Genomic DNA, 24,397 nt, shown 5'->3' with positions numbered 1-24,397 from the left:
TGATGTACCTCAGGGGGTGGCCAGCCGACGCCGCATCGACCAGGCCGCGATCAGCAGAAGCAGGGTGGCGACAGCCAACGCGGCCAGGTCGATCAGTACACCGCGTTGCAGGACGCCCGCCGTGTCCTGGAATTCGAAACGGGGCAGGGCGTCGTACTCGTCCAGCGTCTGTGGCAGGTCACGGTCCAGATACGCCTTGTGCAGCTGCCGACGGGCCTGCCAGTACGCGAGAACCTGCTGCTGGAACGCCAGCGCCCGGTCGGCATCGGATCCGGCGAGGCGGTCCAGTGCATCCTGCACCGCGACCGACGGCAACAGCAGGCGCGCCCGGTCGAGTGCCTGGCGTCGCACGTCCTCAGCCTCCGCATGCGCGGCGATCAAGGGCGCGATGGCCTGATCGGCCTGGACAAGATCGGCGTAGGCCACGCGTACGGCGTCCGCAATGCGCGGCGCGGGCGAACGCGTGGCGGGTGGTTCTGCCGCGTGACGCAGCTGCTGCTGGCGGGTGATGTCAGCCAGCTGCGCCTTCAGCGCGGTCGCCAGCTGCATCTGCGAAGGCGGTGGAACCCTCAGATTCACTGCCGCCAGAGCCAGCGATGGGGCCATGACCACGATCAGCAGCCACAGTGCACCGGCGGCGATGGCGGCCTCGGTGGTGCGCCGGGCGAAGCAGCCGATAAGCACCGCCAGCGCCAGCCAGAAACTGCCGTAGGCAAGCACGATCAGGGCAAGCACGGCCAGGCCGGAAGGGCTTGTTGCGCCCGAGGCAGCGGCAACGGCCAGGATGATGGCCAGTGCAGGCAGCAGCACGATGGCGCCGCGGGCCGATGCCTTCACCGCGATCAGCCGTCCTGCCGCGATGGGTTGTGACAACACCAACGCTGTGATGCCGCGCTCGCGTTCGCGCGACCAGAGATCGAAGGTGGTCGCGAGGATGACCAGGGGCAGCAGGAACACAATGACGAAGGCCAGATCAAATCGACCTGCGGCCTGCACGGCGGGATTGCCGATGTCGGACCACACATGCCTGAGCAGCTGGGTACGGTCACCCAGCGCAACCACGTCGGCGGTGTAGGGGTAGGCTTCCGCCTGCCCGATCGACAGCGCCGCCATCGGGCCGGGAGGGAGTACCGGCTGGACGCGGGGCAGTACCGACGGCGCCTTGCCAACGAACCCCCGGCTGCGGTCCCTGGCATCCTGCTCTTCCGCGTTGATCAGGCTGATGGCTGCCTCGCGCTGCCCGACCCATGCACTGCCATTCCATGCTGCATAGGCCGCCAGTACCACCAGCAGGCCAAGCAGCACCGGCAACGCCCGGTCACGCAGCAGGCGACGGATCTCATGCCCTGCGATCGACAGGCTGCTCATGGGGCACTCCCGAGATGCCGCGCCGACGTGAACACCAGCCCCAGGGCCAGCAGCACCCAGGCCAGCAGGATGGCGAAGTTTACCGACTGTGCCGCAGCGATGTGGCCCAGCGATGGCTGTTGCGGGCTGTACGCCACGGAGCGGGTAAGCGTCGCGATATCGGCCAGATGCTTGCTGCCGTTCGCGGCCTTGTGCTGTTTCACTTCCAGGTTGAGTGCCTGGATCAACCGGTAGCGATAGTCTTCAACCCCGCGCAGGAACGCCAGGTGTGCAGGGAAGTCGGTGCGCGCCAGTGCCCGTGACGCGGCCTGCAGCGCGAGGGTGGGGGACAACGTCGCGAAGGCGCGTTGCGTGATCGCCTGCCGCTGGTAGGTGGCATAGATGCGTTCGAAGTGGCGGTTGTAGGTCTCGGTGGAATTCGCTTCGGCGAACTCCAGTGCCACACCACGGAAGTTGACCGGAAGATCGTCCACGTCCTTCACCTGGTAGCGTGCCAGCATCTCTGCTTTCAATGCATCCAGCCGCTTGTCCGCCGGGTCGTGGCCATCGGCGCCGTGCTCTGCGTCCTCGGTGACCGCTGCCCGGAACGCCGGTGCGGTAGGCGTGGGATCCAGCGATTCGGCCAGTGCGGGGGCCACCCGTGGCGCGAGCAGGGTGGCTACCACCCAGAAGCCGAGCAGCACCACCAGCGACGTGCGTGCTGCGCTGAAGCGCGCCGAGACACCGATGGTGATGGCGCAGAACACCAGGAGATAGAGCGCATACGCCGCGACCATCGCAACGAGCGCCATGATGTCGGCCGTGCCGAGGGTGCGGCCGGCCATGCCCGGAAGGCTGACCGCCAGCAGGGCGAGGACCAGCAGCAGCGATGCCGTCGCCAGCGCGATCAGGCGGCCACCGATCAGCACGTGGGCCGATGCACCACTGCCGAGCTCCTGGCGGAGGGTCTCGCGGGCGACATCGCCGGAAAGGCTGGCGAATCCGGCAAGGATGATCAGCAGGGGCGCCACGACCTGCAGTGCCCATGCTGCGGAGAAGCCACCGAACCGGCTGAGCGCGGTGCCGGCGTCGACGGGTCGGTGCCGGGCCGGGTTCTGCGCGTGGCCTTCAATGAACACCGACGTGCCGACGAAATCCGTGATGCCCGGATCGAGCGCCGCCAGCGGCCGCACCGGCGCGGGGATGGCGCGGCCGACGTGGGCGGCGGCATGCGGGTCGATCGTGCCCTGGCTGTCCCACAGCTCCGCCTCCTGCTCCGCTACGATCTGGCGCTCGAGGGCCTGCTGGGCCAGGCGTGCTGCGCCCGTACCAACCGACGCTCCCGCAAGCAGCAGCAGGGTGAGTGCGAGCCACAACAGGCGCCGCTCGCGCCACATCAGCTTCAGCTGGGTCGCGGCAACGGCCAGCGTCTGGCGCAGGGCCGATGCGGGCCTGGAGAGGGCGGGGGAGGCATCGCTCATGGCGGTCGCCCTACCAGCGATGGGTCAAGGTCATGGACAGGAAGCGGCCGAGCGCCGTTGCATTGGTCGGGTCGAAACCGGTGTTGATGCTGTTGACGATGAAGGGCGGATTCCGGTCGAACAGGTTCTGCACGTTGAAGGCCAGTGAGGTGCCCTGTCCGGCACCGGCAGCACCGTTGAAGTCATACCTGAGATTGAGGTCGACCGTCGTCCACGAGCTGACATGGGGGTCGATGCGGTTGGCGGGGTCGCGATAGCTGTCCACATAGTTCACGAACAGCCCGCCGGCGACCTGCCGGTGGCTCACGGCGAGGCCGCCGCGCACCTTCAGGTCGACCGGGAAGTACACCGCGTTCACCGCGTCCACCTCGGGCGAGGTGGCGGTCACGCGGCGCTTGGAATCGATGATGTACTGGCCGGCAAGGTTCAGCGCGAAGCGGGCCTGGCCAGCGTCGAAATCGTAGGAGGCATTGAAATCGACGCCGCGCTGCGAAGTGAACGCGTTGTTGCGGAAGCGGTTGTCGAGGATGACCTCGCTGCTGGTTTCATCGGTTCCTGGCGTCAGGGCATAAGGGCCCACCCGCGATACGAACAGGCCCAGGCCGGAGGCGCCCAGCTGGCGCGCCTGCTGGATCTGCTGCGGCGTCGGGTTGACGGTCAGCAGGTCCGCATAGGGCGCGGTGGACTGCAGGAACAGCGACGGGAAACTGCCGCCGAACCCGCTGCCGATCCGGTCGGCATACTCGATGTGATAGTAGTTCGCGTCGACCTTGAGGCCCGGCAGCGACGGGGGCGCGAACGAGAAGCCGCCGGTCCAGGTCTTGGCACGTTCTGGCCCCAGATCCGGGTTGCCGTTGGAGAGCATCATCAGCACGGTGCTTCCGTTGACCGCGCTCGGGTTGGGTACCTTGGCCACCACCACGGTGTTGTTCAGCTGCATGTCCTGGTAGACCGGCGCCCGGTAGGAGCGGCCGTAGCTGGTGCGCAACGAAAGTCCTTCCGTTGCTTCCCACAGCAGGCCGAGCTTGGGATTGAGGGTGGAACCGAAATCGCTGTAGTCGTCGTAGCGTGCGGCGGCAGTCAGCGACAGCCGGTGAACGCCAGGCATGTCTGCCAGCAGCGGAATGTTGAGCTCAGCGAAGGCGGAACGGATCGTGCGCTGCAGGTCCAGCGGCTTCTCAAGCCCACGGTGGTCGAGCAGTTCATAGCCATCGCGGCGGTAACCCGCACCGAATGCCGCGCGCACGCCGCCGGCCGGAAGATTGAACAGCTCGCCGTCGGCGATCACTTCCAGATAGCGCGATTCGGAGTTCGTATCCGTCGGCGGTGCGGTGCTGACCGAGCTGCCGGTGATGGTGGTTCTTTCGTAGGAGACGTCGCTCCTGCCGAATCCGGAATTCAGACGGGCCTGCCACTGGCGCGGAAGCTCGAGGGTAAGGCCGGCGAACACATCGAACTGCCGCGTGTGCGGGAACAGGCGGGTCTCGTCGGCAGTGCCGGAAATGGTGGTGTCCATCTCGCGCTTGGCAAAGGAGCCGGTCAGGTTGAGCGTCAGCACATCGCTGAGTTCCTGCACACCGTCCAGGTACAGGCTGTGCCGCTTCGAGCCGGGATAGATGTCGTACGGCCTGACCGTGACGTTCCGGGAAAAGTCCTTGTCGACCGCAGCGAGGTTGCCCTGCTTCAGGAACTCGTAGCTGGCCATCAGATGGCCGCCCTCCCAGGACCAGCCCGCCGACTGTGATGCCTGGTACTCGTCCATGTTGCCGCGGGTGACGCTGCCATAACGCAGCGAGGTCTCATAGCCGGTGAAATCGCGGCGCAGGACGATGTTGACCACACCGCCGACGGCGTCGGTGCCGTAGATGGCAGAGGCGCCATCGGTGAGGATCTCCACGCGCTCGATGGCACTGAGCGGAATCAGTGAGATGTCGACGTACTGATAGCGGTTCGAGGAGGTCACGCGGTGGCCGTTGATCAGCGTCAGCGTGGTGCCCGTTCCGAGGCCACGCAGGTTGATGGCCGTGCCCTGGCCGAAGTTGTTGCCGGTATCGCGGTCGACGCCGAGATTGCCGACATTGGCGCCGTTGGCGCCGCCACCGAAGTTCTGCGGCAGCTTCTCGAAGAGCTGCTGCAACGAGGCCACCCCGGTTCGATCGATGGTCTCCCGGTCGATCACGATGACCGGGGAGGCGCCACCGCCGATGGCATCGCGGATGTTGCTGCCAATGACCATCACCTTGTCCAGCGTGGCGGTATCGGATCGCCGGTCGCCCTGGGCAGCGCTGCCGGGAGTGCCGGCGTCCTGCGCCATTGCCGGCGCGTTGAGCTGCAGCGCGGCGGCCAGGCTGGCGACCACCAGTGCCGCCGGCCTGGCGGTGGATGCGTTGTTCATGCCCCGGTCCATCGATCTCATCGGATGTTGGTCTGCGGCACGAGCCATCGCGCCTTCAATGGCGATGTTATATCATATCATTCAGGATGCGTGACGACCTTCCGCTGTGCCGAGAGGGCAGCTGCGCCGCCACACAGGAGCCACTGCACCGATGCCGGACCGACGCTGATGAAAATGTTCGCGCTGCCGCCCCCGGTCACCGAGATCCTCGCCGCGTACTGGAAGGCGGACCGCAGGCTGCTGCTGTCGATTGCCGCCATTGTCGTGCTTTCCAGCCTGGCCACGGTAGCAGCGCCGTACCTGTTCTCGCGCCTGATCGACCGCATCAGCGCGGAAGGCCTGCGTGAACTGGCGGGATGGTTCCTGCTCTACGCGGTGATGCTTGGTGCCGCCAGCATCCTGCAGAACACCGTGCAGTACCTGTCGTTCCTCAGTGGCGAGAACCTGGGCTTCATCACCAGCACCCGCTATTTCGCGCGCCTTCTGAAGAAGACCCACAGTTTCTTCCTGGATTACAACGCGGCCGAACTGCAGGTGGCCGGGGAGAAGGGCCGCAACGCCCTGAAGATCGTGGTGCAGCTCGGCCTGGTGGTGTTCATTCCCAGCGCACTGCAGATCCTGCTCACCCTGGTGACACTGGGCGCACTGATCAATCTGCAGATGGTGGCGATCGTGCTGGGCTACGGTTCTGTGGCCGTCACGCTCTCGGCCATCGCCACCCGGCGAGCACGGATCCATCGTGAGGCGGCGGTCGAGGCGGGCCAGCAGAATGCGCGCTTCGTCGGCAATGCGATGAACGCGATGGAGACGTTGCGCCAGTTCGGCGGCAGCGCGTGGATGATCCAGCGCTTCGAACAGAAGGCCCAGGAGGTGCGCGACAGTTGGCGCGCCTACGTGCTGCAGCGGATCGGCTTCATCGCGCTGCTGGGTATCGGCCTGGCGGCCGAGTTCATCGTCACCTTTGCACTGCTGCTCCCGCGCTACCAGAGCGGCGACCTGAGCGTCGGCGATATCGTGCTGTTCAACCTGCTGTTGCTGCAGCTCAACATGCCTTTTGAAATGATTGCGCGCTCGATCGATGACGTGGCCCGTTCGTGGACGCTGCTGAAGCCGCTGTCGGCACTGTGGGCGGCCCCCGAAGAACGCCAGGCAGCGAACGCCGGCCGATTCCATGGGGAATGCGGCCGAATCGAATTCGAGCAGGTCAGCCATCGCTATACCAATGGCCGCGGCGTCCGTGATGCGTCCTTCCACGCCGGGCGCGGCGGCATCAACTTCCTGATGGGGGAGACCGGGGCAGGGAAGTCGACGCTGTTCAAGCTGGCACTGAAGTCCATCGAGCCCCAGCACGGTCGTATCCTGGTGGATGGCACCGACCTGGCCCACATCGACCGTGCCGCGTGGCACGCCACCGTCGCCGTCGTTCCCCAGGATGTCATCCTGCTCAACGAGAGCCTGGCCGACAACATCCTGCTGGGGCGCCCGCGCGATGACATCCGGTTGCGTCACGCGACCCACAAGGCATCGATCCTGGCCTTGATCGACACGCTGCCCGAGGGCTTTGAAACCACGGTGGGCGAGCGCGGCCTGAAACTTTCCGGCGGCGAACGGCAGCGCATCGCCATTGCCCGTGCACTCTACGGAGAGCCCGCCATCCTGCTCCTGGATGAAGCCAGCTCGGCGCTGGACGAGGCGACCGAGCGCGAGATCATGGGCCATATCCGTGCGCTTGCCGGTGATGTCACGATCGTGGCCATCACCCATCGCCGCAGCGTGGTGACCGCAGCCGACCAGGTGATCGTGATTGCCACGGGCTGACGGGACCTGGCGGACACCTGCACCTGCAGCTGGGGCGCGATGCTTCTGGGGTACGCTGTGCGCGTCCGTTCCCGGTGCCTCCCGCGCTGTCGATGCCTGGCCCGTGACCCCGCACCGACTCATTCCAGGAATCCCGCATGTCCGACAACCCTCCACCGCTGAACATCCTGGCGTTTGCCGGCAGCCTGCGCAGCAACAGTTACAACCGGCGCCTGGTCAGGGCTGCAGCAGGCGCCGCGCCTGCGGGCCTGCTGCTGACCGTGCATGACACCATTGCCGATATTCCGCTGTTCGACGAAGACCTGGAAGCCGCCGACCCGGCCGGTCCTGCCGGGGTCAAGCGCCTGCGCGCGGCCATTGCAGCCGCTGACGGCGTGCTGATCGCCACGCCGGAGTACAGTCAGTCACTGCCCGGCGTACTCAAGAACACGCTCGATTGGCTGTCCCGCGACGATGCCGAGTACCGCACGGTCCTTTCGGCCAAACCGGTGGCGATCATCGGCGCCACGCCGGGTCACTGGGGCACCAAACTGGCGCAGTCGCAGCTGCGGCATACACTGACCGCCATGGGCGCATTGACCATGGCCTCGCCACAGCTCTATGTGGCCGAAGCAGCGGCCGCCTACGACAATGACGCGGAAGATTTCGACGTGGCGACGCGCAAGCGCCTGCAGCGCTTCCTGGAGGGATTCCAGAGCTGGGTCCAGCTGCTGCAGGGCGGGGCGTCGCGCGGTTGAGCGGTGCCGGCAGAAGGCGTCAGCGCCCGCCGGTGCCAGGGCCCGGATCATGCAGCCCGCGCAGCTTCTTCTTGTTGATCTTGCCCACGCTGGTCCGCTCGATCGCATCCACGAAGCTGACACGCTCCGGAATCGCATAGCGTGAGATGTCTCCGGAACGGCTGCGCGCTGCGACCAGTTCGATGATCTCCGCTTCTGACACATCGCGGCCCGGCTGCCTGACCACCAGCGGCAGCGGCCGCTCGCCCCATTTCGCGTCGGCGATACCGATCACCGCGACCTCGCTGACCGCGGGGTGCAGCGCGATGATGTCTTCCAGCGCGAGCGAGGAGATCCATTCGCCACCGGTCTTGATCACGTCCTTGATGCGATCGGTGACACGCAGGTAGCCACCTTCGTCGATGTTGCCGATGTCGCCGGTGTGCAGGTAGCCGCCCGCCCACAGCGTTGCCGAAGCCTCGGGATCGTGCAGGTAGCCCTGGGTCAGCCAGGGGGCACGCGCCACTACTTCGCCGGTGGCGACGCCATCATGGGCGACATCGCCCATGTCCGGGTCGACGATGCGCAGGTCCACCAGCGGCACCGGAATGCCGGCCTTGGTGCGCAGTGACAGCACCTCATCGGCATCGGTCACGCTGTCCACGTCGATCTGGGCGATGGTGAGCAGAGGGCAGGTCTCGGACATGCCATAGCCGCCGAAGATGTCGATGCCACGTGCCAGTGCACGCTGCGCCAGCGCACGGGGCAGGGCGGCACCGCCGATGATCACCTTCCAGCCCTCCAGGTCGGTCTGCGCCGCGTCCGGGTGCTCCAGCAGCATGTGCAGGATGGTTGGCACGCAGTGCGAGAAGGTCACCTTTTCGCGGGCGATCAACGCCAGCAGCGTTGCAGGCAGGTAGCGCCCCGGATAGACCTGCCTGATGCCCATCGCGGTAGCCACGTAGGGCAGGCCCCACGCGTGCACATGGAACATCGGGGTGATGGGCATGTAGACATCGTCACGATGCAGGCGGCCCTGGCGGGGTGCGCCGCCGAGCGCGGCCATCGCCGCCAGCGAATGCAGCACCAGCTGCCGGTGGCTGAAATAGACCCCCTTGGGCAATCCGGTGGTTCCGGTGGTGTAGAACACCGTGGCACGGGCATTCTCGTCGAAGTCCGGAAAGCGGACGACCGGCGTGCTATCACGCAGGCCCGCTTCGTAATCGGTGGCGAAGCCTGGCGGCAGCGGGCCACCGGCATCGTCCAGCAGGATGCGCGTGCGCAGGTCCGGCAGCTGCTCGTCGATGGCGTCCAGCAGCGGCAGGAACTCGCGGTTGGCCAGGATCACCCGCGCGCCGCTGTGGTTCAGCGTATACGCGATCTGCTCGGGGGCCAGGCGCACGTTCACCATCATCAGCACCGCACCGATCATCGGCACCGCGAAGTAGGCCTCCAGGTAGCGGTTGCTGTCCCAGTCCATCACCGCCACCGTGTCGCCGTGGCCGACTCCCAACGAGGTCAACAGGCCCGCCAGCTGGCCGATGCGCGCCTGCAGGGTGCGGTAATCAAATCGCACCTGGTCGCCATAGACGATTTCCTGTTCAGGACTCACCGCCAGCGGCATCAGCAGCAGCTGCTTGATCAGCAGTGGATAGGCATGGGCATCGGGAGTGGGGGCGGATGACATGGTATTTCCTCGTGGGCGGCGTTGCGGTCGCCGGCCTTCTCCGCACCACACTAGCAAGCCATTCCTGCTGTACCAGCGTACCTAGGTACCTGTTCCCGCGCGCACCCGATTTGATAATCTCGCCAGGACATGCCAACCCTGCTCATCGCCGATGATCACCCCTTGTTCCGCGCGGCACTGCATCGCGCGGCGGAAGAGGCGGTCGCCGATCTGCAGATCAGCGAGGCTGATTCGCTGGACGGCGTGCTGGAGGTGATCGAGAACCAGTCGATCGACCTGATGCTGCTGGACCTGCACATGCCGGGCAACCACGGGCTGGCCGGGCTGGCCACGATCCGTGCGCTGCAGCCGGGCCTGGCGATCATCATCGTCTCCGCCAACGAGGAGCCGCAGGTGATCCGGCGCGCCATCGACCTCGGCGCCGCGGGCTACCTGCCCAAGAGCTCGGGTTTGAACGAGCTGCAGTCCGCGCTGCAGTCCGTGCTGGAGGGCGAACGCTGGATCCCGGCGCTGCTGCGCGAACCGGTGGCGCGGGTGGCGCCGTTCAGCAGGGATGCCGATCTCGCCGCGCGCCTGGCCAGCCTGTCGGCACATCAGTACAAGGTGCTGGGGCTGGTGGCCGAGGGCCTGCTCAACAAGCAGATTGCCGACCGGCTGGGCGTACAGCTGCGCACGGTCAAGGCGCACATGACACGCATCATGGAGCGCCTGGGCGTGCGCAACCGCGCGCAGGCCATCCGCGTGCTGCACGAAATGGGATTGGCCGATCCGTCCCGGCAGATCGAAGAGCTGCCCGAGCCCTGAACGGTCAGCGCGTGGCAGTGGCCGCCAGCAGGTGGTTGATCGCCCAGCGCAGCGCCAACGGCTTGAACGGCTTGTTGAGCAGGGACAGGCCAACGCCGCGCACCGCCTCGCGCGTATCGCTGCCGGTATCCGCACTGAGGATCACCGTCGGCCGCGGCCCATGCATGTCCGCCAGCCGCTGCCACAGCGCAACACCGGTATCGCCGTCATCCAGGTGATAGTCGAACAGCCACAGTGCCGCCTCGTGCGCTGAGAGCCCGATGTCATCGGCGCTGCCTGCCGCGATGACGTCGCAGCCCCAGGAAAGCAGCAGTTGCCGCATCGCCTCCAGTGCGTCCGGGTCGTTGTCCACTGCCAGTACGCGGATACCCTTGAGGGCGTTGCTGCCACCCGTCGGTGGCGAACTGCGTGGGGTCACAGGCGGTGCTGCGCGTTGCACGCTGATCGAGAAGGCCGAGCCGTGCCCGGGCACGCTGCGCAGGTGCAAGGGTGCATGCAGCAGATCGGCGATACGGTGGGCGATGGTCAAGCCCAGTCCCAGTCCCTGGCCGTTGCTGCGATCGACCCGGTGGAACTCCTCGAACACCACCGCCTGCTGCTCCGGAGCAATGCCGGGGCCGGTGTCATGCACGCCGATCATCAGTGCCTGCCCCTGGCGGCGCACACCCAGCAACACACCGCCGTGGCGGGTGTAGCGAATGGCATTGGCCAGGAAGTTCTGCAGCACCCGGCGCAGCAGCAGGGGATCGCTATGCACCCAGGCCTGGCTCCGCACGTGGCGGAACTGCAGCCCGCGCGCCGCCGCCAGCACCGCGAACTCCTGCGCAAGCGGATCCAAGACCGTCGACAGCGCGAACGGGCGCGGATCGGCCACCAGCCCACCGGCTTCCAGTCGCGAAATATCGAGCAGGCCGGACAGCAGGTCATCGGTGGAATCCAGTGCGCCGCGGATCTGCCGCAGGAAACTGTCGAGGAACTCGGATTCGATGTGCTGCGACATCGCCTCGGTCAGCAGCTGGGCCGCATGCAGGGGCTGGATGAGGTCATGGCCGACCGCCGTCAGGAAGCGGGTTTTCGCCGCGTTCGCGCGCTCGGCCTCCTGGACCGCCTGCTGCAGCCGTGCGGTGCGGTCCTGTACGCGGCGTTCCAGGGTTTCATTGCTGCGCTTGAGCGCATCCTCCGCGCGGCGGAACGCCGTGACATCGGTGAAGGTGGCTACATAGCCACCGCCCGGCATCGGGTTGCCGCGGATCTCGACGATGGTGTCATCGGGGAAGATCCGTTCGGACAGGTGCGGCGTGCCACGGCGCATATGCGCGACGCGGCGCTGCAATGCCTTGGTGGGCGTGTCGCCGGGGCCATCGCCGATCTTCAGCTGCCCCAGTGCCCACGCCGTGAGGTTGACCACCGGCTGCCCGACCTGCAGCAGCTCCGGCGGGAACTTGAACAGCGCGGCGTAGCGGCTGTTCCAGGCCACCAGCTGCAACTGCGCATCGACCACGCTGATGCCCTGGCTCATGTTCTCCAGCGCGGCTTCCAGCAGGCGCTGGTTGAAGCGCAGCGCCTGGGTGGCCTCGCCGACGGCGCGGGTCACCGCATCCAGCGGCGCGGCGCCGCCCTCGCGTGCGGCTTCGATCAGCAGCCGTGCCATGCCTGCGCCGACCACGGCCGTCAGCTCACGCTCGACGGCGGTGACCCGGTCGTCATCCAGCATCTGCCCGGCGTGGCCCTCCAGCAGCTGGCGCGCACGCTCCTGGCCAAGGAAGCGTCCGGCGGTCCTGCGCAGGGACGCCGCAGCCACCGCATCCCGCCTCCGCGGCAATGACGGACGCACGGCCCGCGACACCAGGGCCACGGTCAGCAGGTTGATCGCCAGGCTGGCCCCCATGCTGATGGCGATATGCCCCGGCTGCACGCGCAGCGAGACCACCGACAACCAATGCAGCCCGTCGGCGCCGACCGACGGCGTCGCGGCCGGGATCACCATCGGCAGCAGTACCAGCCACAGCCAGGCCAATGAGCCCAGCACAATGCCGGCCATGATGGCCGCGGAGGGCGTACGTGGGCGATACACCGCCAGCAGCACAGCCGGTGCCAGCTGCGAGAGCGCGGTGAAGGACATCAGGCCGAAATCGCTGAGTGCCTCGGTGTCGCTCATCGCGCGGCTGTACAGCCACGACATCAGGAACACGGCGAGGATGCCGGCACGGCGGAACGCCAGCACGCGCGGGCGCAGATCGGCGTTGGCCACGCCGCCCTCGATGCCGCCGAGCAGGCGCGAACCGAATCCATGGTTGCCAAGCATGATCGACAGGGTCAGCCCGGACAGGATCATCATGCCGGTGGCCGCGCTCAGGCTGCCCAGATAGGCCAGCAGCGCCAGCAGATGATGGCCACCGGCCTGCGGCAGCGCCAGCACGTACAGGTCAGGCGATACCGAGGCCGGCAGCTGCGCGGCGCCGGCCAATGCCATCGGCACCGATGGCAGTCCGATCAGCAGCAGGTAGACCGGGAACATCCAGCGTGCGGTCTTCAGGTCCGAGGTCTGGCGAAGCTCGACCACGCCAACATGGAACTGGTGGGGCAGGGTGAACGCGGAGATCGCCCCCAGCGCGACCATGGTGAGATAGTCCGGCACGATGGCCGGTGGTGGCAGCTGCGCCATCTTCGCCAGCAGCGGTGTGCCGGCCTTGTGCACGGACAGCGCCGCATACAGGCCAATGGCCAGCAGTGCGACCAGTTTCAACACCGACTCCAGGCCCAGCGCGACCACGATGCCGCGGTTGGGCTCGGTGGCCGAGGCCTTGCGTGCACCGAACAGCAGGGTGAACGCGGCCATCGTCAGCGCGAACCAGAACGACATGTCCAGCTGCGCACCGGCTGGCGCGAACCGATCACCCAGCAGGGCACCCAGCCCCTGGCTGACGGCTTTCAGCTGCAGTGCGATGTAGGGAATGATGCCGAACAGCGCCACCAGGGTGATGGTGAAGCCGAGGCCGCGATCGGCACGCAGTCGTGCAACGACCAGATCGGCGATGGTGGCACTGTTGTGCTGCTTGGCCAGCCGCCCGAGGCGGAGCAGGAACGGCAGGCCCAACGCGAAGATCAGCGCCATGCCGGCCAGGGTCGGTGGAATGGGGAAACCCCATTGCAGCCCCTGCGAGGCCGCACCGTAGTAGGTCCACGCGGTGCAGTGCACAGCCAGCGACAGTGCATAGATGAGCGGCCATGCCTTCGAAAGCCGGTGCCCCCGGCGCTCGCCCCACAGCGCCACGCCAAACAGCAGTGCGGTCCATGCAATGCAGGCGAAGAGGACGATGGAGGGCGTCAACATCGCTCCAGTGTAGGGAGAGAACCGGGCAGGGTGGTGCTAGGCGGCGATCACGATCAGTGACAGCTGCTCAGCGACCAGTGCCAGCTCGCCATCGGCGACCCGCTCGACGGCCTTGCGCTGGGTCAGCAGCCACTGGCCGGGCTGGCGCGCATCCAGTGACACCAGCTGCGAGCGTACCCGCACCTCGGACCCGCTCGGCACCGGCGCCAGGAAGCGGACCTTGTTCAAGCCGTAGTTGAGTACATGGGCGATGCCGGGGAAGCCGGCCAGGGCGGCCACATCGTCCTCCACCGTCAGCGAGAGCAACAGGAAGCCATGTGCGATGGTATGCCCCCCCGGCATCTGCGCCTGCGCCCGTGCTGGATCGACATGGATCCAGTTGTGGTCGCCGGTGGCGTCGGCAAAAGCATCGATGCGCGCCTGGTCCACGCAGGTCACGCCACTCAGCCGCTCACTGGCGGCCCACTGCTGCAACGCCTGCAGGGCGGGAGGCAGGTCGCTGTCCGCACTCACGCCACGCGCTCCAGCAGGGTCAGGATCGCGTCACGTGCTTCTGGCTCGGACAGCATCGGCGCGTGCCCCACATCGGGCACCTCCACCAGGCGGGCACTTTCCGAGGTGGCCGCCATCTGCCGCGCGACATCGGCCGGCAGAATGTCGGACAGCGCACCGCGCACCACCAGCACCGGCACCCGGGCGGTCAGCCCGCGAACCGCACGCCACAGCAGCGGACGCAACAGCCACAGCAGCCATGGCCGGGTGGTACGGATCACTGCCGGATCGTAGTCCAGTTCCAGCAGGCCATCGCTGCGCGGGCGGAAGGTGCGCACCGCCATCTGCCGCCAGTCTTCGGTGCTGAAGCGCGGGAACGCAGCCTTGCCGATGGATTCCACGTAAGCCGTGGCCTGCACCAGGTCCATCGGTGGTACCGGCTTGCCGGCGTACTTGCCGATCCGTGCCAGCGCCTCACGCGGCACCTTGGGGCCGGCATCGTTGAGCACCGCGCCCGCGATCCGCTCCGGCGCGCGCGAGGCGAGGGTGATGGTCACCAGCACGCCCAGCGAGGTGCCGACGAACACCGCCTTGTCGATGTTCTGCGAGCGCAGCAGCGCGACCATGTCATCCGCATAGGCACGTGGGTTGTAGCTGGACGGGTCATATGCGCGTTCCGACCCTGCACGACCGCGCAGGTCGACCGCGATCACGCGCCAGCCCTCGGCGGTGAGTACATCGGCCAGCGCGTCGAAATCGGCGCCATTGCGGGTCAGTCCTGGAATGCAGACCACCGTGCCACGCGCTGCCTGCCCCGCATCGGGTGCATGGTCGCGCGCGTGCAGGCGCAATCCATCATTGCTGTTCCAGTACAGGTCGTCGTAAGGCTGCGTCATGCAGAAGCTTCCTGAAGATCGTAACGGATGCGCTAGAAATCGTACCGGACGCTGAGGCTATATTGGCGCGGCGGGCCATAGAAGCCAATCAGCGTGCCGACCGCCGGGATGTTGTAGCCGGTGGTGCGGTATTCCTTGTCGGCCAGGTTGGTGCCCTGCAGCGAGAAGGTCCACGCATCATCCAGGCGCCAGATGACGCCGGCATTGACCAGCCCGTAACCCTGCTGGCGGATCACCGGGCTGAGGTCGGTGGTCGGCCACACTTCGCTCTGGTAGCTGTAGCTCACCCGTGCCGACAGGTTGCTGCCGTTGGCCAGGTCGGTGCGGTATTCCACGTTGAACGCACCGGAGAACTCCGGGGCATTGGTGAACTTCATCTGCCTGGCCACGTTGATGCCGCGGTCCATGTACTCGTCGTACTTGGTATCCAGCCACGCCAGGTTGCCGGAAATCAGCCAGTGCTGGCTGGGCAGGTACTGATACTCGACTTCCAGGCCTTTGACGGTACCGGCGCCGGCATTGGTGAAATCGCCGAAGAAGGAATCATCGATGCCGTCGCCATTGGTATCCAGGCCGGTGAACACCGACAGCTGGATGTCCTTGTACTTGTTGTAGAACGCCGACAGGTTCAGGAACAGGCGCTGGTCGAGGAAGGCCATCTTGCTGCCGACCTCGTAGCTGTCCACGGTTTCGTCATCGAACGGCTCCGCCGAGCGCGGTACCGCCACCGCGTTGGCACGGATGTTGTAGCCGCCGGACTTGAAGCCACGCGTCGCCAGGCCATAGACCATGATGTCCGGGGTGATCTGGTAGTCCAGCGAGACCTTGGGCGAGACGTTCTTGAAATTGGTCTTCTTGTCGAAATCGGCGGTCACCGCCACCGGCCGGCTGAAGCCCGGGTCGGCGTAGAGGCGGTTCAGCACGATCGCGCGCTTGTCCTCGTCGGTGTAGCGGGCACCGACGTCGAGCTTCAGCTTGCTGGTCAGGTCGAAGGTCCAGTCCGCATACAGCGCGATGCTGTCGGTCAGCACCTTGCCCTGGTTGTCGGCGAACTGCGCACTGAAGTAGTTGTTCTGGATCTGCCCGCCGGCCTCGCCACTGAACTGGTACAAGCCAACCACGCCGCGCACCCGGCCGCCGGCATCGTAGTTCAACTGCACTTCGTTGCTGACCTGGTCGTCGTGATAGGTGCCACCCACGTCGGCGAGCTTGACCGGGGCGGTATCGAAGTCGATGTTGGCCTCGCTGTCCGATTCACGCTTGGCGATCACGTACTTCAGTGCGATGTCTTCGTTCGGCCGCCAGTTCACCGTGGCCGAAGCGCCCTTGCTCTCCACGTTGTTGAGGTTGCGCATGCCCGAGCGGATGTCGTAACGGCTGTCCATCGGCGGGTAGGCGCGCAGGAACGGATTGGGCGCCAGCATCTTCGAGCCGCGCATGCCGGACTGATCGTCGATCCAGTCCAGTGCGAACTGCACGTCAAGGTCGTCGCCCGCATACGCGCCCAGGTTCAGGCGTGCCGCGTTGATCTGCTTGTCGCTGACCGGCTGGCCGTTGAAGGTGTTCTCGCCAAACCCGTCGTGGTTCATGCTGGCCACCGCCACACGGGCGCGCAGGCCGCTGTCGGCACCGCCAATCGGGCCGCCGATGGCCGCCTTCGCATCCAGCTGGCTGTAGTTGCCCACGGTGATCTGGGCGAAGCCCTCGGTCTGGGTGGGCAGGCCGCGCGAGATGTACTTGATCGCGCCGCCGATGGTGTTTTTGCCATACAGCGTGCCCTGCGGGCCGCGCAGCACCTCGATGCGCGAGACATCGAACACATCCAGCAGCGCACCCTGCGGACGCGCGATGTAGACGTCATCCAGGTAGATGCCAACACCCGGATCGGCGCCCCAGGTGGGATCGGACTGGCCGATGCCACGGATGTAGGCGGTGACCGTGCTGCTGGCGCCGCGGGCGGCGTAGATGGTCAGGTTGGGCACCTGCGCATCCAGGTCGCTGATGTCCTGGACATTCATCTTGTCCAGCGCCTCGGAGGTGAACGCGGTGACTGCCACCGGCACCTCCTGCAGGGTTTCCTCGCGCTTGCGTGCGGTGACCTTGATGCTGTCCAGGTTGGTGGGTGATGCAGTCCTGCCCGCCGTCGGCGTGCCCTGGGGCGTTTCCTGTGCCAGTACCGGCCCGGAGGCCAGCAGCGCGCCGATCATGAGACTCAAACAATTCCGTTTCATTCGGTCCTCCCCCAGGCAGTGCTTGCAGATGGCCCATTGCCACCCCTGCAGCCAAGGCTAGCGGTGTCATCGCGCAGCGGCGAGTGGACCTAGGTCCAGTCGGCAGCGGCCGCCGGATGCGGATACTGGGCGCGCCCCCAGCCGGAAGCGCTTCCCGGTACCACTTCATCCACGACTCACCCATGAGGATCTGGCCATGAAATCCGGAATCGATTCGATCAAGGTTGTACTGCTGGTGCTGTGCAGTTGGCTGGCGATGGCGGGCAGTGCCCTTGCCGCAGGCCCGGCCGGGCATTGGGACATTGGCCTGTACGGCAATCTGTTCGGCGCCCGCGAATACCAGGTGTGGGTGCCGGCCGGCTACGATGACACTCAACCGTTGCCTTTGCTGCTGGTGCTGCACGGCTGCGTGACCGGGCCGAACCTGATGGGTGAGGCCTCGGGCTTCAACGATGTAGCCGACACCGAGGGCTTCATCGTGGTCTACCCGCGGCAGAACGTCACCTCCAATCCGGCCCGCTGCTGGAACTGGCAGCTGCCGATCAACCAGGCACGCGACAGTGGCGAGCCCTCGCTCCTGGCCGGCATCGTGGACAAGGTGAAGGCGGGTTACAGCGTTGATCCGCATCGTGTGTACGTCACCGGTATTTCGGCGGGCGGCGCGATGACCTCGATCATGCTGGCCTGCTATTCGGATGTGTTCGCTGCAGGCGCCATCCATTCCGGTGGCATGTTCAAGGGCGCGACCACGATTTCCGGAAGTGCCTACGCACTGTTGGCCGGCAGCATCTACTCGCCGGACAGCAACGGTCGCCTGGCATGGCAGTGCTCGGGTTCGCCGTCGCCGCGACCGCTGCCGGTGCTGGTGTTCCATGGCAGCGCCGACCTGACCGTCAATCCGGTGAACGGGCAGCAGGCCGTGCGCCAGTTCCTGCAGACCAATGATCTGGCTGACGACGGCCAGGACAACGATTCGGTAAAATACGTGCCGACCAGTACCTATCACGGTCAGGTACCGGGCGGCCGCGCGTATACCGTCGACACCTACGCCTATGGCGGCAGGACGCTGGTCCAGCACTATGTGGTGCAGGGCATGGGGCATGCCTGGAGCGGCAGCCAGTCGGGCCTGCCATTCACCGACCCGAAGGGGCCGGACGCCACGCTGATCACCTGGTTGTTCCTGAAGGACTACCAGCGCTGACGTTGCGCCGAATTCCGTCTACTACAGCACTACCGTGCTAGCCTTCCCCCGGGGCAGGATTGCCTGACGGGGGAGGGTATGGACATCCGAGGCGATTTCTTCTTTGCATTGCCTGCATTCGCCATGCTCGCATTGATGCTGCCCGCCAATACGCTGGCGCATCCCGGCAGGCTCGACAAGAACGGTTGCCACACCAACCGGAAGACGGGCGACTATCACTGCCATCGAGGTGCCCCGGTCGCGCCGCGATACGTCGATACCCCGCACGGGAGTTTCGCCCCCGGTCCTGCACGCAGGTCCCGGGCATTTGCCAACTGCGCGGAGGCCCGGGCGGCCGGGGCAGCGCCGGTACGGCGTGGTGATCCGGGGTATGGCCCGCACCTCGATCGGGACAATGATGGGGTGGGCTGCGAGCCCTATCGTGGTCGCAGGTAGGCTCTGTGGAGCCGTTGCTTCGGTGCTGGTCGATTCCTGCCGTTCCTCACGTCCGCTTGCCGAGGCCCCCAACGATGTGATCGATGTGCTTCACGCAGCTGTAGATGACATTGACAACCGAGTTCTCGTTGCTCTTTTCGTAGGCCCACTTGTAAAACTCGAACACATTGGCGCACACAGGGTCCAGTCCGTAATCGATGATCTTCATCAAGGCCTGTACGCTCTCGCTCAGGGATAGTGGCTTTGGCTTGCAGTCTTTCTCCTTGGAGAAGGAATGAGCCAGATACTTGCTTCGGTAGGCGTACATTCCTCTGCCCTCGATCTCTCTCTTCACGGCCTTCATTTTTTTACGCAGTTCGACAGGAAAATTCCTTATCTCGATGCCGTAGTGCTCAAATATCTCGTTGAGCTTGCACAGGCCAATCAATACTCCGGTCAGGCACAGGCGATTGATGGACAGGTAGTTCTGGTTGCTTGCATCCATTGCCGGTTTCAGCTGAAACGCAAGATCCACGGGCGTCTTGATGTCGCCGACAAGCTAATTGAGAAGCCACCCCATATCGACAAGGCGCGACCTCGTTTCATCATCCATATCCTGCACTGACACCTTGAACTCCCAACGGTAGAGACACGAATTGCGGCGGCCAGAGACTGCTTGCCGCGGCACGGATTTGGCGCTGCCCAATTATGCTCATCCTCAGCGCAGAGTGCTGGCTTTGGCTGGAGCGGCCAGAAACTGCTCGATCCGCATGGGTAGTGCTGATTGACTTGGCGGTTGAATTTCCGGCCTTTGTCGCCCCACGCCAGCGTTGGTCGCCGGCTTTCCATCGGGCGGATATGTTCGGCTAGTCTGCAATGACTGACCGCAGGGATGATGACACCCATGAATCGCTTGCTTTTCCTGGCGCTTGCTGCGCTCCCGTTCGCCGCCGGTGCCGTGGTCATCCGTGATGATGTGGCCGATGCCAGGTATCAGATCGATGCATCGGCCTTCCCCGCGCTGGCCGACATGCCGGGCGAAGGGCATGGCGTCCTCATCGCCCCACAGTGGGTGCTGACCGCAGCGCATGCGGCACCCATGGAAGGGATGGAAGAATCTGTCTCCATCAATGGGCGCGCCTATGCGGTCGAGCGCGTCTTCGTGCATCCCGGTTTCAGAAGAATGCCGGAGGCCCTGGGCAAGGAGGCGCTGGCGACGGGAAATCCCTCCAGGATCCACGCGTTCCTGGCGGCATCGGATGACATCGCACTGATCAGGCTTGCGACTGCTGTAAAGGACGTACAGCCCGTAGCGCTCTATCGCGGTGCTGCCGAAGTCGCGCAGATCGCGGCCCTGATAGGGAAGGGGGCTACCGGCAATGGCGCCGTAGGGCTGGTGCCAGGTGGCCCGCATCGCACGACCCTGCGGCGTGCATACAACGCGCTTACCGGCGGCAACGACCGGTATCTCTGGTATCGGTTCGATCCGCCTCCGCAGGCCCTGCCGCTGGAGGGCGTTCTCGGCAACGGTGACAGTGGTGGGCCGCTGGTCATCGAGGAGCACGGAACGCCACGGCTGGTGGGGCTCGGCTCATGGATCAGCGCCGTTCCCGAGCATGCCCTTGAGGCGGGCTTCTATGGCCAGGTGGTCTACAACGTCCGCGTGTCCCGCTACCTCGATTGGATCGAAAGCACCATCGGGCGTGATGCGTCACGTTAATGCCCGCGGCGCGACTGTACGGAGGGGGTAGCGGAAGGAGGCACGCCTAAACGATTCATGGTCCCGGACAATCGCATGGCGCGGATCTCAGCCAGTGCGACGGGCGCTCGTATCCTTCCCGCCATGAGTTCCCCATTCGATCTTCCAGATTTCATGAACGTCACCCGGCCATCCGGCTGGGTGCAGAGCGGCGAGCGCTGGGATCTGTGGTGGAACGGCCGTTCGGTGGCCAATATCGTGCCGCATGCCGTGCTCGGGTTCCGCCTGTATCTGGACGCACGCAAGATGTCACAGACCAAGGTCGTGTCGGCCACCAGCGCCCGTCAGGCCAAGCGCTACGCCGAGCGCTGGTGTGCTGCACGGCTCTGCCCGCAGTTGCCTCTGCGCGATGCGGTGGCGCGGCTGGTGGATGCCGGTACTCCACCGCCTCCGGCGCCCACGCGGGAGCAGCGGCAGCAGGCCCGCCGCCTGGCCGAGGCCGGGTCGCGCGAGATGGGCCGGATCAAGGAGGCGCTGGCACTGAGACGGACCCCCGCGATGTCGCGAGCGCAGGGGCAGGCACGCACGCTACCCAGATAGAACCTCGGCCACACGGTCCTGCACGCACCTATAATGCCGCCCTCAGCCTCGATCACATGCTGATCGAGGCACCTGTCTGGTCTACATGCGGCATCCATCTGGAGTTGATCAAGAGTGCAGACGTTCACGGAAGAATGGATTGGCGCCCTGCGTCGCGTCGCACTTTGTGCGGGCCTGGCCACCTTGGCCTGCAGTACCCCTGCGCTTGGCAATGACAGCGTAGCCGAGCAGGATCGCGTGATGGCTGCGGCAAAGGCCGGCAACGCGGAAGCCCAGAGTGAGCTGGGGGACAGGTATCTCCGCGGCGCGGGCGTCGACAGAGACGCAGCGAAGGCAGCGGACTGGTACCGCAAGGCGGCCGATCAGGGTTATGCGCCGGCACAGTCCATGCTGGGTGTGCTGTATCTGCGAGGCAATGGCGTGCCGAAGGATCCCGCTCAGGCCCTGCACTGGGTACGCAAGGCTGCAGATCAGGGCAATGCTGACGCGCAGTCCGATCTTGGGATCATGTACCTGCAGGGCCTGGGCCTGCAGCAGGATGATGCCCAAGCTGTCCTGTGGCTCCGCCGAGCCGCTGAACTCGGCTCACCGGCCGGGCAGTACAGCCTTGCCAACCTCTATCAGAAGGGACGCGCCGGCCTCACGGAAGACGAGGCTCAGGCGATGCAGTGGTATGCCAGGGCAGCCGTGCAGGAGCTTGGCCGAGCGGGAGTCAAGGAGGCCCGTCTGGAGTTGTGCCTGAATCGCAAGGAGAACGAGGTGTGGTGTGCCGAGATGGACACGCCCGGCGCGTTTGGCCCGGTTGAGGCATTCACAGCGGCTGCCGATGGCGGTGATGTGGAGGCGCAGACCAGACTCGCCCTGATGTATGCCAAGGGTATCAGCGTACAGAAGGATGAGGCCCGATCCGCCGACCTCTATCGCAAGGCGGCAATGGCGGGCTACGCGCCTGCGCAGGCCGAGCTGGGATACCTGTACTCCATAGGGCGTGGGGTGCCCAAGGACCAGGATGAGGATATCTACTGGACCTGTGAGGCTGCAGCGCAGGGAAACCGCAGGGCGATCCGCAATCTGGCCATCAAGCAGACCTACGATCTGTTCGATCCGAAGGAGTGCCCCGAGCGACGCGCGCGCAAGCGCTGAGTGCCGATGCGTCCGGACCCCGCGCAGAAGTCCGGATGCAGATCTCTCCCAGCGGCTACGCCGAAAGCTCCTCACGCACGATCCTGGCCCCTTCGCTGAGCGCACGCAGCTTGCCCCGTGCCACTTCACGGGCCAGCGGCGCCATGCCGCAGTTGGTGCTGGGGTAAAGCTTGTCGGCATCCACGAACTGCAGGGCCTTGCGCAGGGTGCTGGCTACTTCATCGGCGGTCTCCACCGTGCTGGAGGCCACGTCGATGGCACCCACCATCACTTTCTTGCCGCGCACCAGCTCGATCAGGTCGATCGGTACGTGCGAGTTGTGGCATTCCAGGGAGATGATGTCGAGGTTGGAGGTCTGCAGCTTGGGGAACGACTCTTCATACTGGCGCCATTCCGATCCCAGCGTCTGCTTCCAGTCGGTGTTGGCCTTGATGCCGTAGCCGTAGCAGATATGCACGGCGGTCTCGCACTTCAGCCCTTCGATCGCGCGTTCCAGCGCGGCCACGCCCCAGTCGTTCACTTCGTCGAAGAACACGTTGAAGGCCGGCTCATCGAACTGGATGATGTCGACGCCGGCGGCTTCCAGTTCCTTTGCCTCTTCGTTGAGGATCTTCGCGAATTCCCAGGCCAGCTTTTCACGGCTCTTGTAGTGCGCGTCGTACAGGGTATCGATCATCGTCATCGGGCCAGGCAGCGCCCACTTGATCGGCTGCGTGGTCTGCCGGCGCAGGAACTTGGCGTCCTCGACGAACACCGGCTTCGGACGGCTCACGGCGCCGACCACGGTCGGCACGCTGGCATCGTAGCGGTTGCGGATGCGCACGGTCTCGCGCTTCTCGAAATCAACGCCGTTCAGATGTTCGATGAAGGTGGTGACGAAGTGCTGCCGGGTCTGCTCGCCGTCGCTGACGATATCGATGCCGGCATGCTGCTGTTCCTGCAGGGACAGGCGCAGCGCATCCTGCTTGCCTTCAGTCAGGCCTTCGTCCTGCAGCTTCCAGGGCGACCAGAGCTTTTCGGGTTCTGCCAGCCAGGACGGCTTGGGCAGGCTACCGGCGGTGGAGGTGGGGAGCAGTTTCTTCGTCGACATTGCGTCTTGTTTCCTGGGGCGAATGGAAAATCGATGGATCAGCGGGCAGCCCACTGTTCAAGCACGGCGCGATACGGCTTGATGAAGTGTTCTTCGGTGAACTTGCCCTGCTTGACCGCCAGCTGGCTGCGCTCTTCGCGGTCGTAGACGATGCGGGTGGACGAATAGTCCTGGTGCTTCAGGCTGGGCTGGTAGACCTTGCCGGCCACGGAGTTGGCGTTGTAGATCTCCGGGCGGTAGATCTTCTGGAAGGCCTCCATCGTGCTGATGGTGCCGATCAGTTCCAGGTTCGAGTAATCCCCCAGCAGGTCGCCCTGGAAGTAGAACGCCAGCGGCGCCACGCTGCCCGGCGGCATGAAGTAGCGCACCTGCAGGCCCATCTTGTCAAAGTACTGATCAGTGGGCGAGAACTCGCCCTGGCGGTATTCCACGCCCAGGATCGGATGGTGGTTCTCGGTGCGGTGGTAGGTCTTGCTGCTGGAAACGCTGATGCAGATCACCGGCCCCTTGCTGAAGTTGCCGCGGTAGGCGTCAGACTCAAGGAAGTGCTTGAACAGCTTGCCATGCAGGTCGCCAAAGCCTTCCGGAATGCCGAAGGTGGCCTTGCCCTCGTTGCTGGCCGGCAGCACCACGCTGAAATCGTAGTCGCGCACATAGGACGAGAAGTTGTTGCCGACGATGCCCGCGGTACGCGCACCGGTCTGCGTGTCGACAATGGTCGGCCGCAATACTTCGATCAGCGGGAACGGATCACTGCCATCGCTGCCGTCGATATGCATCTCCACCGAAATGATGTCCAGTTCGACCGCATAGCGATCCGCACTCGGGTTGTCCCAGTGCGCCAGGTCGTTGAAGCGGTTGTTGATCATGCTGATCGTGTTGCGCAGGTTCTCCTGCCGGGATGCACCACGCGCCAGATTGGCGAAGTTGGTGGTGATGCGCGTGCCATCGGCGGGCTGGTAGTCCTCGTTGAAGGGGATGCGCGTGATGCTGAAGGTGAAGGTGTCGGTCGTCATGGGCGGCGTTCCGGTTAGCGGGGTCACGTCCGA

The 24,397-nt window shown here is 65.5% G+C and carries 19 protein-coding genes; 8 read left to right on the top strand and 11 right to left on the bottom strand.

All coding sequences use genetic code 11. The features are described from left to right. Positions 1-9: 9 nt before the first annotated feature. The 3 genes from EKL94_RS15200 to EKL94_RS15190 are packed head-to-tail and all read right to left on the bottom strand — an operon-like array spanning position 10 to position 5,223. Positions 10-1,368 carry an ABC transporter permease subunit gene (locus EKL94_RS15200; RefSeq protein WP_126929712.1) on the bottom strand — a complete coding sequence of 453 codons (1,359 nt, stop codon included), beginning with the start codon at positions 1,366-1,368 and terminating at the stop codon, positions 10-12. Next, positions 1,365-2,828, bottom strand: a complete 1,464-nt coding sequence (locus tag EKL94_RS15195) for a DUF3526 domain-containing protein (RefSeq protein ID WP_126929711.1) — start codon at positions 2,826-2,828, stop codon at positions 1,365-1,367. Before EKL94_RS15195 ends, EKL94_RS15200 begins: the two co-directional genes overlap by 4 nt. A 10-nt stretch (positions 2,829-2,838) precedes the next feature. Continuing rightward, entirely contained in the window at positions 2,839-5,223 is a 2,385-nt protein-coding gene (locus EKL94_RS15190; protein ID WP_126929710.1) for a TonB-dependent receptor plug domain-containing protein, read from the bottom strand. Positions 5,224-5,391: 168 nt separating this feature from the next. Between EKL94_RS15190 and EKL94_RS15185 the strand changes: the two genes are divergently transcribed. After that, positions 5,392-7,041, top strand: a complete 1,650-nt coding sequence (locus tag EKL94_RS15185) for an ABC transporter ATP-binding protein (RefSeq protein WP_260473441.1) — start codon at positions 5,392-5,394, stop codon at positions 7,039-7,041. A gap of 137 nt (positions 7,042-7,178) precedes the next feature. Continuing rightward, positions 7,179-7,778, top strand: a complete 600-nt coding sequence (locus EKL94_RS15180) for an NADPH-dependent FMN reductase (RefSeq protein WP_126929709.1) — start codon at positions 7,179-7,181, stop codon at positions 7,776-7,778. 19 nt (positions 7,779-7,797) lie between these two features. On the opposite strand, the gene EKL94_RS15175 is transcribed toward EKL94_RS15180, so the two are convergent. Continuing rightward, positions 7,798-9,444 carry a fatty acid--CoA ligase gene (locus tag EKL94_RS15175; protein WP_126929708.1) on the bottom strand — a complete coding sequence of 549 codons (1,647 nt, stop codon included), beginning with the start codon at positions 9,442-9,444 and terminating at the stop codon, positions 7,798-7,800. Positions 9,445-9,573: 129 nt separating this feature from the next. On the opposite strand from EKL94_RS15175, the gene EKL94_RS15170 reads away from it, so the two are divergent. Further along, entirely contained in the window at positions 9,574-10,248 is a 675-nt protein-coding gene (locus tag EKL94_RS15170; RefSeq protein WP_010485636.1) for a response regulator transcription factor, read from the top strand. Between the two features lie 4 nt (positions 10,249-10,252). On the opposite strand, the gene EKL94_RS15165 is transcribed toward EKL94_RS15170, so the two are convergent. The 4 genes from EKL94_RS15165 to EKL94_RS15150 are packed head-to-tail and all read right to left on the bottom strand — an operon-like array spanning position 10,253 to position 17,177. Beyond that, complete coding sequence (locus tag EKL94_RS15165) at positions 10,253-13,582, bottom strand: hybrid sensor histidine kinase/response regulator (protein ID WP_126929707.1); 3,330 nt, start codon at positions 13,580-13,582, stop codon at positions 10,253-10,255. Positions 13,583-13,618: 36 nt separating this feature from the next. Further along, entirely contained in the window at positions 13,619-14,095 is a 477-nt protein-coding gene (locus tag EKL94_RS15160; RefSeq protein ID WP_126929706.1) for a MaoC family dehydratase, read from the bottom strand. Beyond that, a complete protein-coding gene (locus EKL94_RS15155) occupies positions 14,092-14,970 on the bottom strand; it encodes an alpha/beta fold hydrolase (protein ID WP_126929705.1) in 879 nt (292 codons plus the stop codon). Before EKL94_RS15155 ends, EKL94_RS15160 begins: the two co-directional genes overlap by 4 nt. Positions 14,971-15,002: 32 nt before the next feature. After that, on the bottom strand, positions 15,003-17,177 hold the full coding sequence (locus EKL94_RS15150) for a TonB-dependent receptor (protein ID WP_126929720.1): 2,175 nt from the start codon (positions 17,175-17,177) through the stop codon (positions 15,003-15,005). Positions 17,178-17,397: 220 nt separating this feature from the next. Between EKL94_RS15150 and EKL94_RS15145 the strand changes: the two genes are divergently transcribed. Next, the gene (locus EKL94_RS15145) at positions 17,398-18,402 is read left to right on the top strand and encodes an extracellular catalytic domain type 1 short-chain-length polyhydroxyalkanoate depolymerase (protein ID WP_126929704.1); all 1,005 of its coding nucleotides are present in this window, start codon (positions 17,398-17,400) and stop codon (positions 18,400-18,402) included. A 78-nt stretch (positions 18,403-18,480) separates the two neighbouring features. Next, positions 18,481-18,837, top strand: a complete 357-nt coding sequence (locus tag EKL94_RS22800) for an excalibur calcium-binding domain-containing protein (RefSeq protein WP_221767988.1) — start codon at positions 18,481-18,483, stop codon at positions 18,835-18,837. Positions 18,838-18,883: 46 nt separating this feature from the next. On the opposite strand, the gene EKL94_RS15135 is transcribed toward EKL94_RS22800, so the two are convergent. Beyond that, positions 18,884-19,321, bottom strand: coding sequence for an integron-associated HEPN domain-containing protein (locus EKL94_RS15135; protein WP_126929703.1), 438 nt, complete (start codon positions 19,319-19,321; stop codon positions 18,884-18,886). A 399-nt stretch (positions 19,322-19,720) separates the two neighbouring features. Between EKL94_RS15135 and EKL94_RS15130 the strand changes: the two genes are divergently transcribed. From EKL94_RS15130 to EKL94_RS15120, 3 genes are all read left to right on the top strand, one after another. After that, positions 19,721-20,536, top strand: coding sequence for a S1 family peptidase (locus EKL94_RS15130; RefSeq protein WP_126929702.1), 816 nt, complete (start codon positions 19,721-19,723; stop codon positions 20,534-20,536). A 123-nt stretch (positions 20,537-20,659) separates the two neighbouring features. Beyond that, positions 20,660-21,115 carry a hypothetical protein gene (locus EKL94_RS15125; RefSeq protein WP_260473440.1) on the top strand — a complete coding sequence of 152 codons (456 nt, stop codon included), beginning with the start codon at positions 20,660-20,662 and terminating at the stop codon, positions 21,113-21,115. A 114-nt stretch (positions 21,116-21,229) separates the two neighbouring features. Beyond that, positions 21,230-22,258 (top strand): tetratricopeptide repeat protein, encoded by a 1,029-nt coding sequence (locus tag EKL94_RS15120; RefSeq protein WP_126929700.1) that lies wholly within the window; start codon positions 21,230-21,232, stop codon positions 22,256-22,258. Between the two features lie 55 nt (positions 22,259-22,313). On the opposite strand, the gene EKL94_RS15115 is transcribed toward EKL94_RS15120, so the two are convergent. Next, a complete protein-coding gene (locus tag EKL94_RS15115; protein ID WP_126929699.1) occupies positions 22,314-23,348 on the bottom strand; it encodes a methionine synthase in 1,035 nt (344 codons plus the stop codon). 38 nt (positions 23,349-23,386) lie between these two features. Next, entirely contained in the window at positions 23,387-24,364 is a 978-nt protein-coding gene (locus EKL94_RS15110) for a DUF1852 domain-containing protein (protein WP_126929698.1), read from the bottom strand. Positions 24,365-24,397: the final 33 nt, after the last annotated feature.

Source organism: Stenotrophomonas maltophilia, from assembly GCF_003970865.1.
GTDB classification, from domain to species: Bacteria; Pseudomonadota; Gammaproteobacteria; order Xanthomonadales; family Xanthomonadaceae; genus Stenotrophomonas; species Stenotrophomonas maltophilia_AR.
This window is presented reverse-complemented; position numbering and strand designations above follow the sequence as displayed.

Coding starts and splice junctions, on each gene's coding strand:
- EKL94_RS15125 (WP_260473440.1), top strand. CDS start 20,660: ATGAGTTCCCCATTCGATCTTCCAGATTTCATGAACGTCACCCGGCCA.
- EKL94_RS15190 (WP_126929710.1), bottom strand. CDS start 5,223: ATGAACAACGCATCCACCGCCAGGCCGGCGGCACTGGTGGTCGCCAGC.
- EKL94_RS22800 (WP_221767988.1), top strand. CDS start 18,481: ATGGACATCCGAGGCGATTTCTTCTTTGCATTGCCTGCATTCGCCATG.
- EKL94_RS15180 (WP_126929709.1), top strand. CDS start 7,179: ATGTCCGACAACCCTCCACCGCTGAACATCCTGGCGTTTGCCGGCAGC.
- EKL94_RS15135 (WP_126929703.1), bottom strand. CDS start 19,321: ATGGATGCAAGCAACCAGAACTACCTGTCCATCAATCGCCTGTGCCTG.
- EKL94_RS15150 (WP_126929720.1), bottom strand. CDS start 17,177: ATGATCGGCGCGCTGCTGGCCTCCGGGCCGGTACTGGCACAGGAAACG.
- EKL94_RS15200 (WP_126929712.1), bottom strand. CDS start 1,368: ATGAGCAGCCTGTCGATCGCAGGGCATGAGATCCGTCGCCTGCTGCGT.
- EKL94_RS15145 (WP_126929704.1), top strand. CDS start 17,398: ATGAAATCCGGAATCGATTCGATCAAGGTTGTACTGCTGGTGCTGTGC.
- EKL94_RS15155 (WP_126929705.1), bottom strand. CDS start 14,970: ATGACGCAGCCTTACGACGACCTGTACTGGAACAGCAATGATGGATTG.
- EKL94_RS15110 (WP_126929698.1), bottom strand. CDS start 24,364: ATGACGACCGACACCTTCACCTTCAGCATCACGCGCATCCCCTTCAAC.
- EKL94_RS15115 (WP_126929699.1), bottom strand. CDS start 23,348: ATGTCGACGAAGAAACTGCTCCCCACCTCCACCGCCGGTAGCCTGCCC.
- EKL94_RS15130 (WP_126929702.1), top strand. CDS start 19,721: ATGAATCGCTTGCTTTTCCTGGCGCTTGCTGCGCTCCCGTTCGCCGCC.
- EKL94_RS15195 (WP_126929711.1), bottom strand. CDS start 2,828: ATGAGCGATGCCTCCCCCGCCCTCTCCAGGCCCGCATCGGCCCTGCGC.
- EKL94_RS15165 (WP_126929707.1), bottom strand. CDS start 13,582: ATGTTGACGCCCTCCATCGTCCTCTTCGCCTGCATTGCATGGACCGCA.
- EKL94_RS15175 (WP_126929708.1), bottom strand. CDS start 9,444: ATGTCATCCGCCCCCACTCCCGATGCCCATGCCTATCCACTGCTGATC.
- EKL94_RS15185 (WP_260473441.1), top strand. CDS start 5,392: ATGAAAATGTTCGCGCTGCCGCCCCCGGTCACCGAGATCCTCGCCGCG.
- EKL94_RS15170 (WP_010485636.1), top strand. CDS start 9,574: ATGCCAACCCTGCTCATCGCCGATGATCACCCCTTGTTCCGCGCGGCA.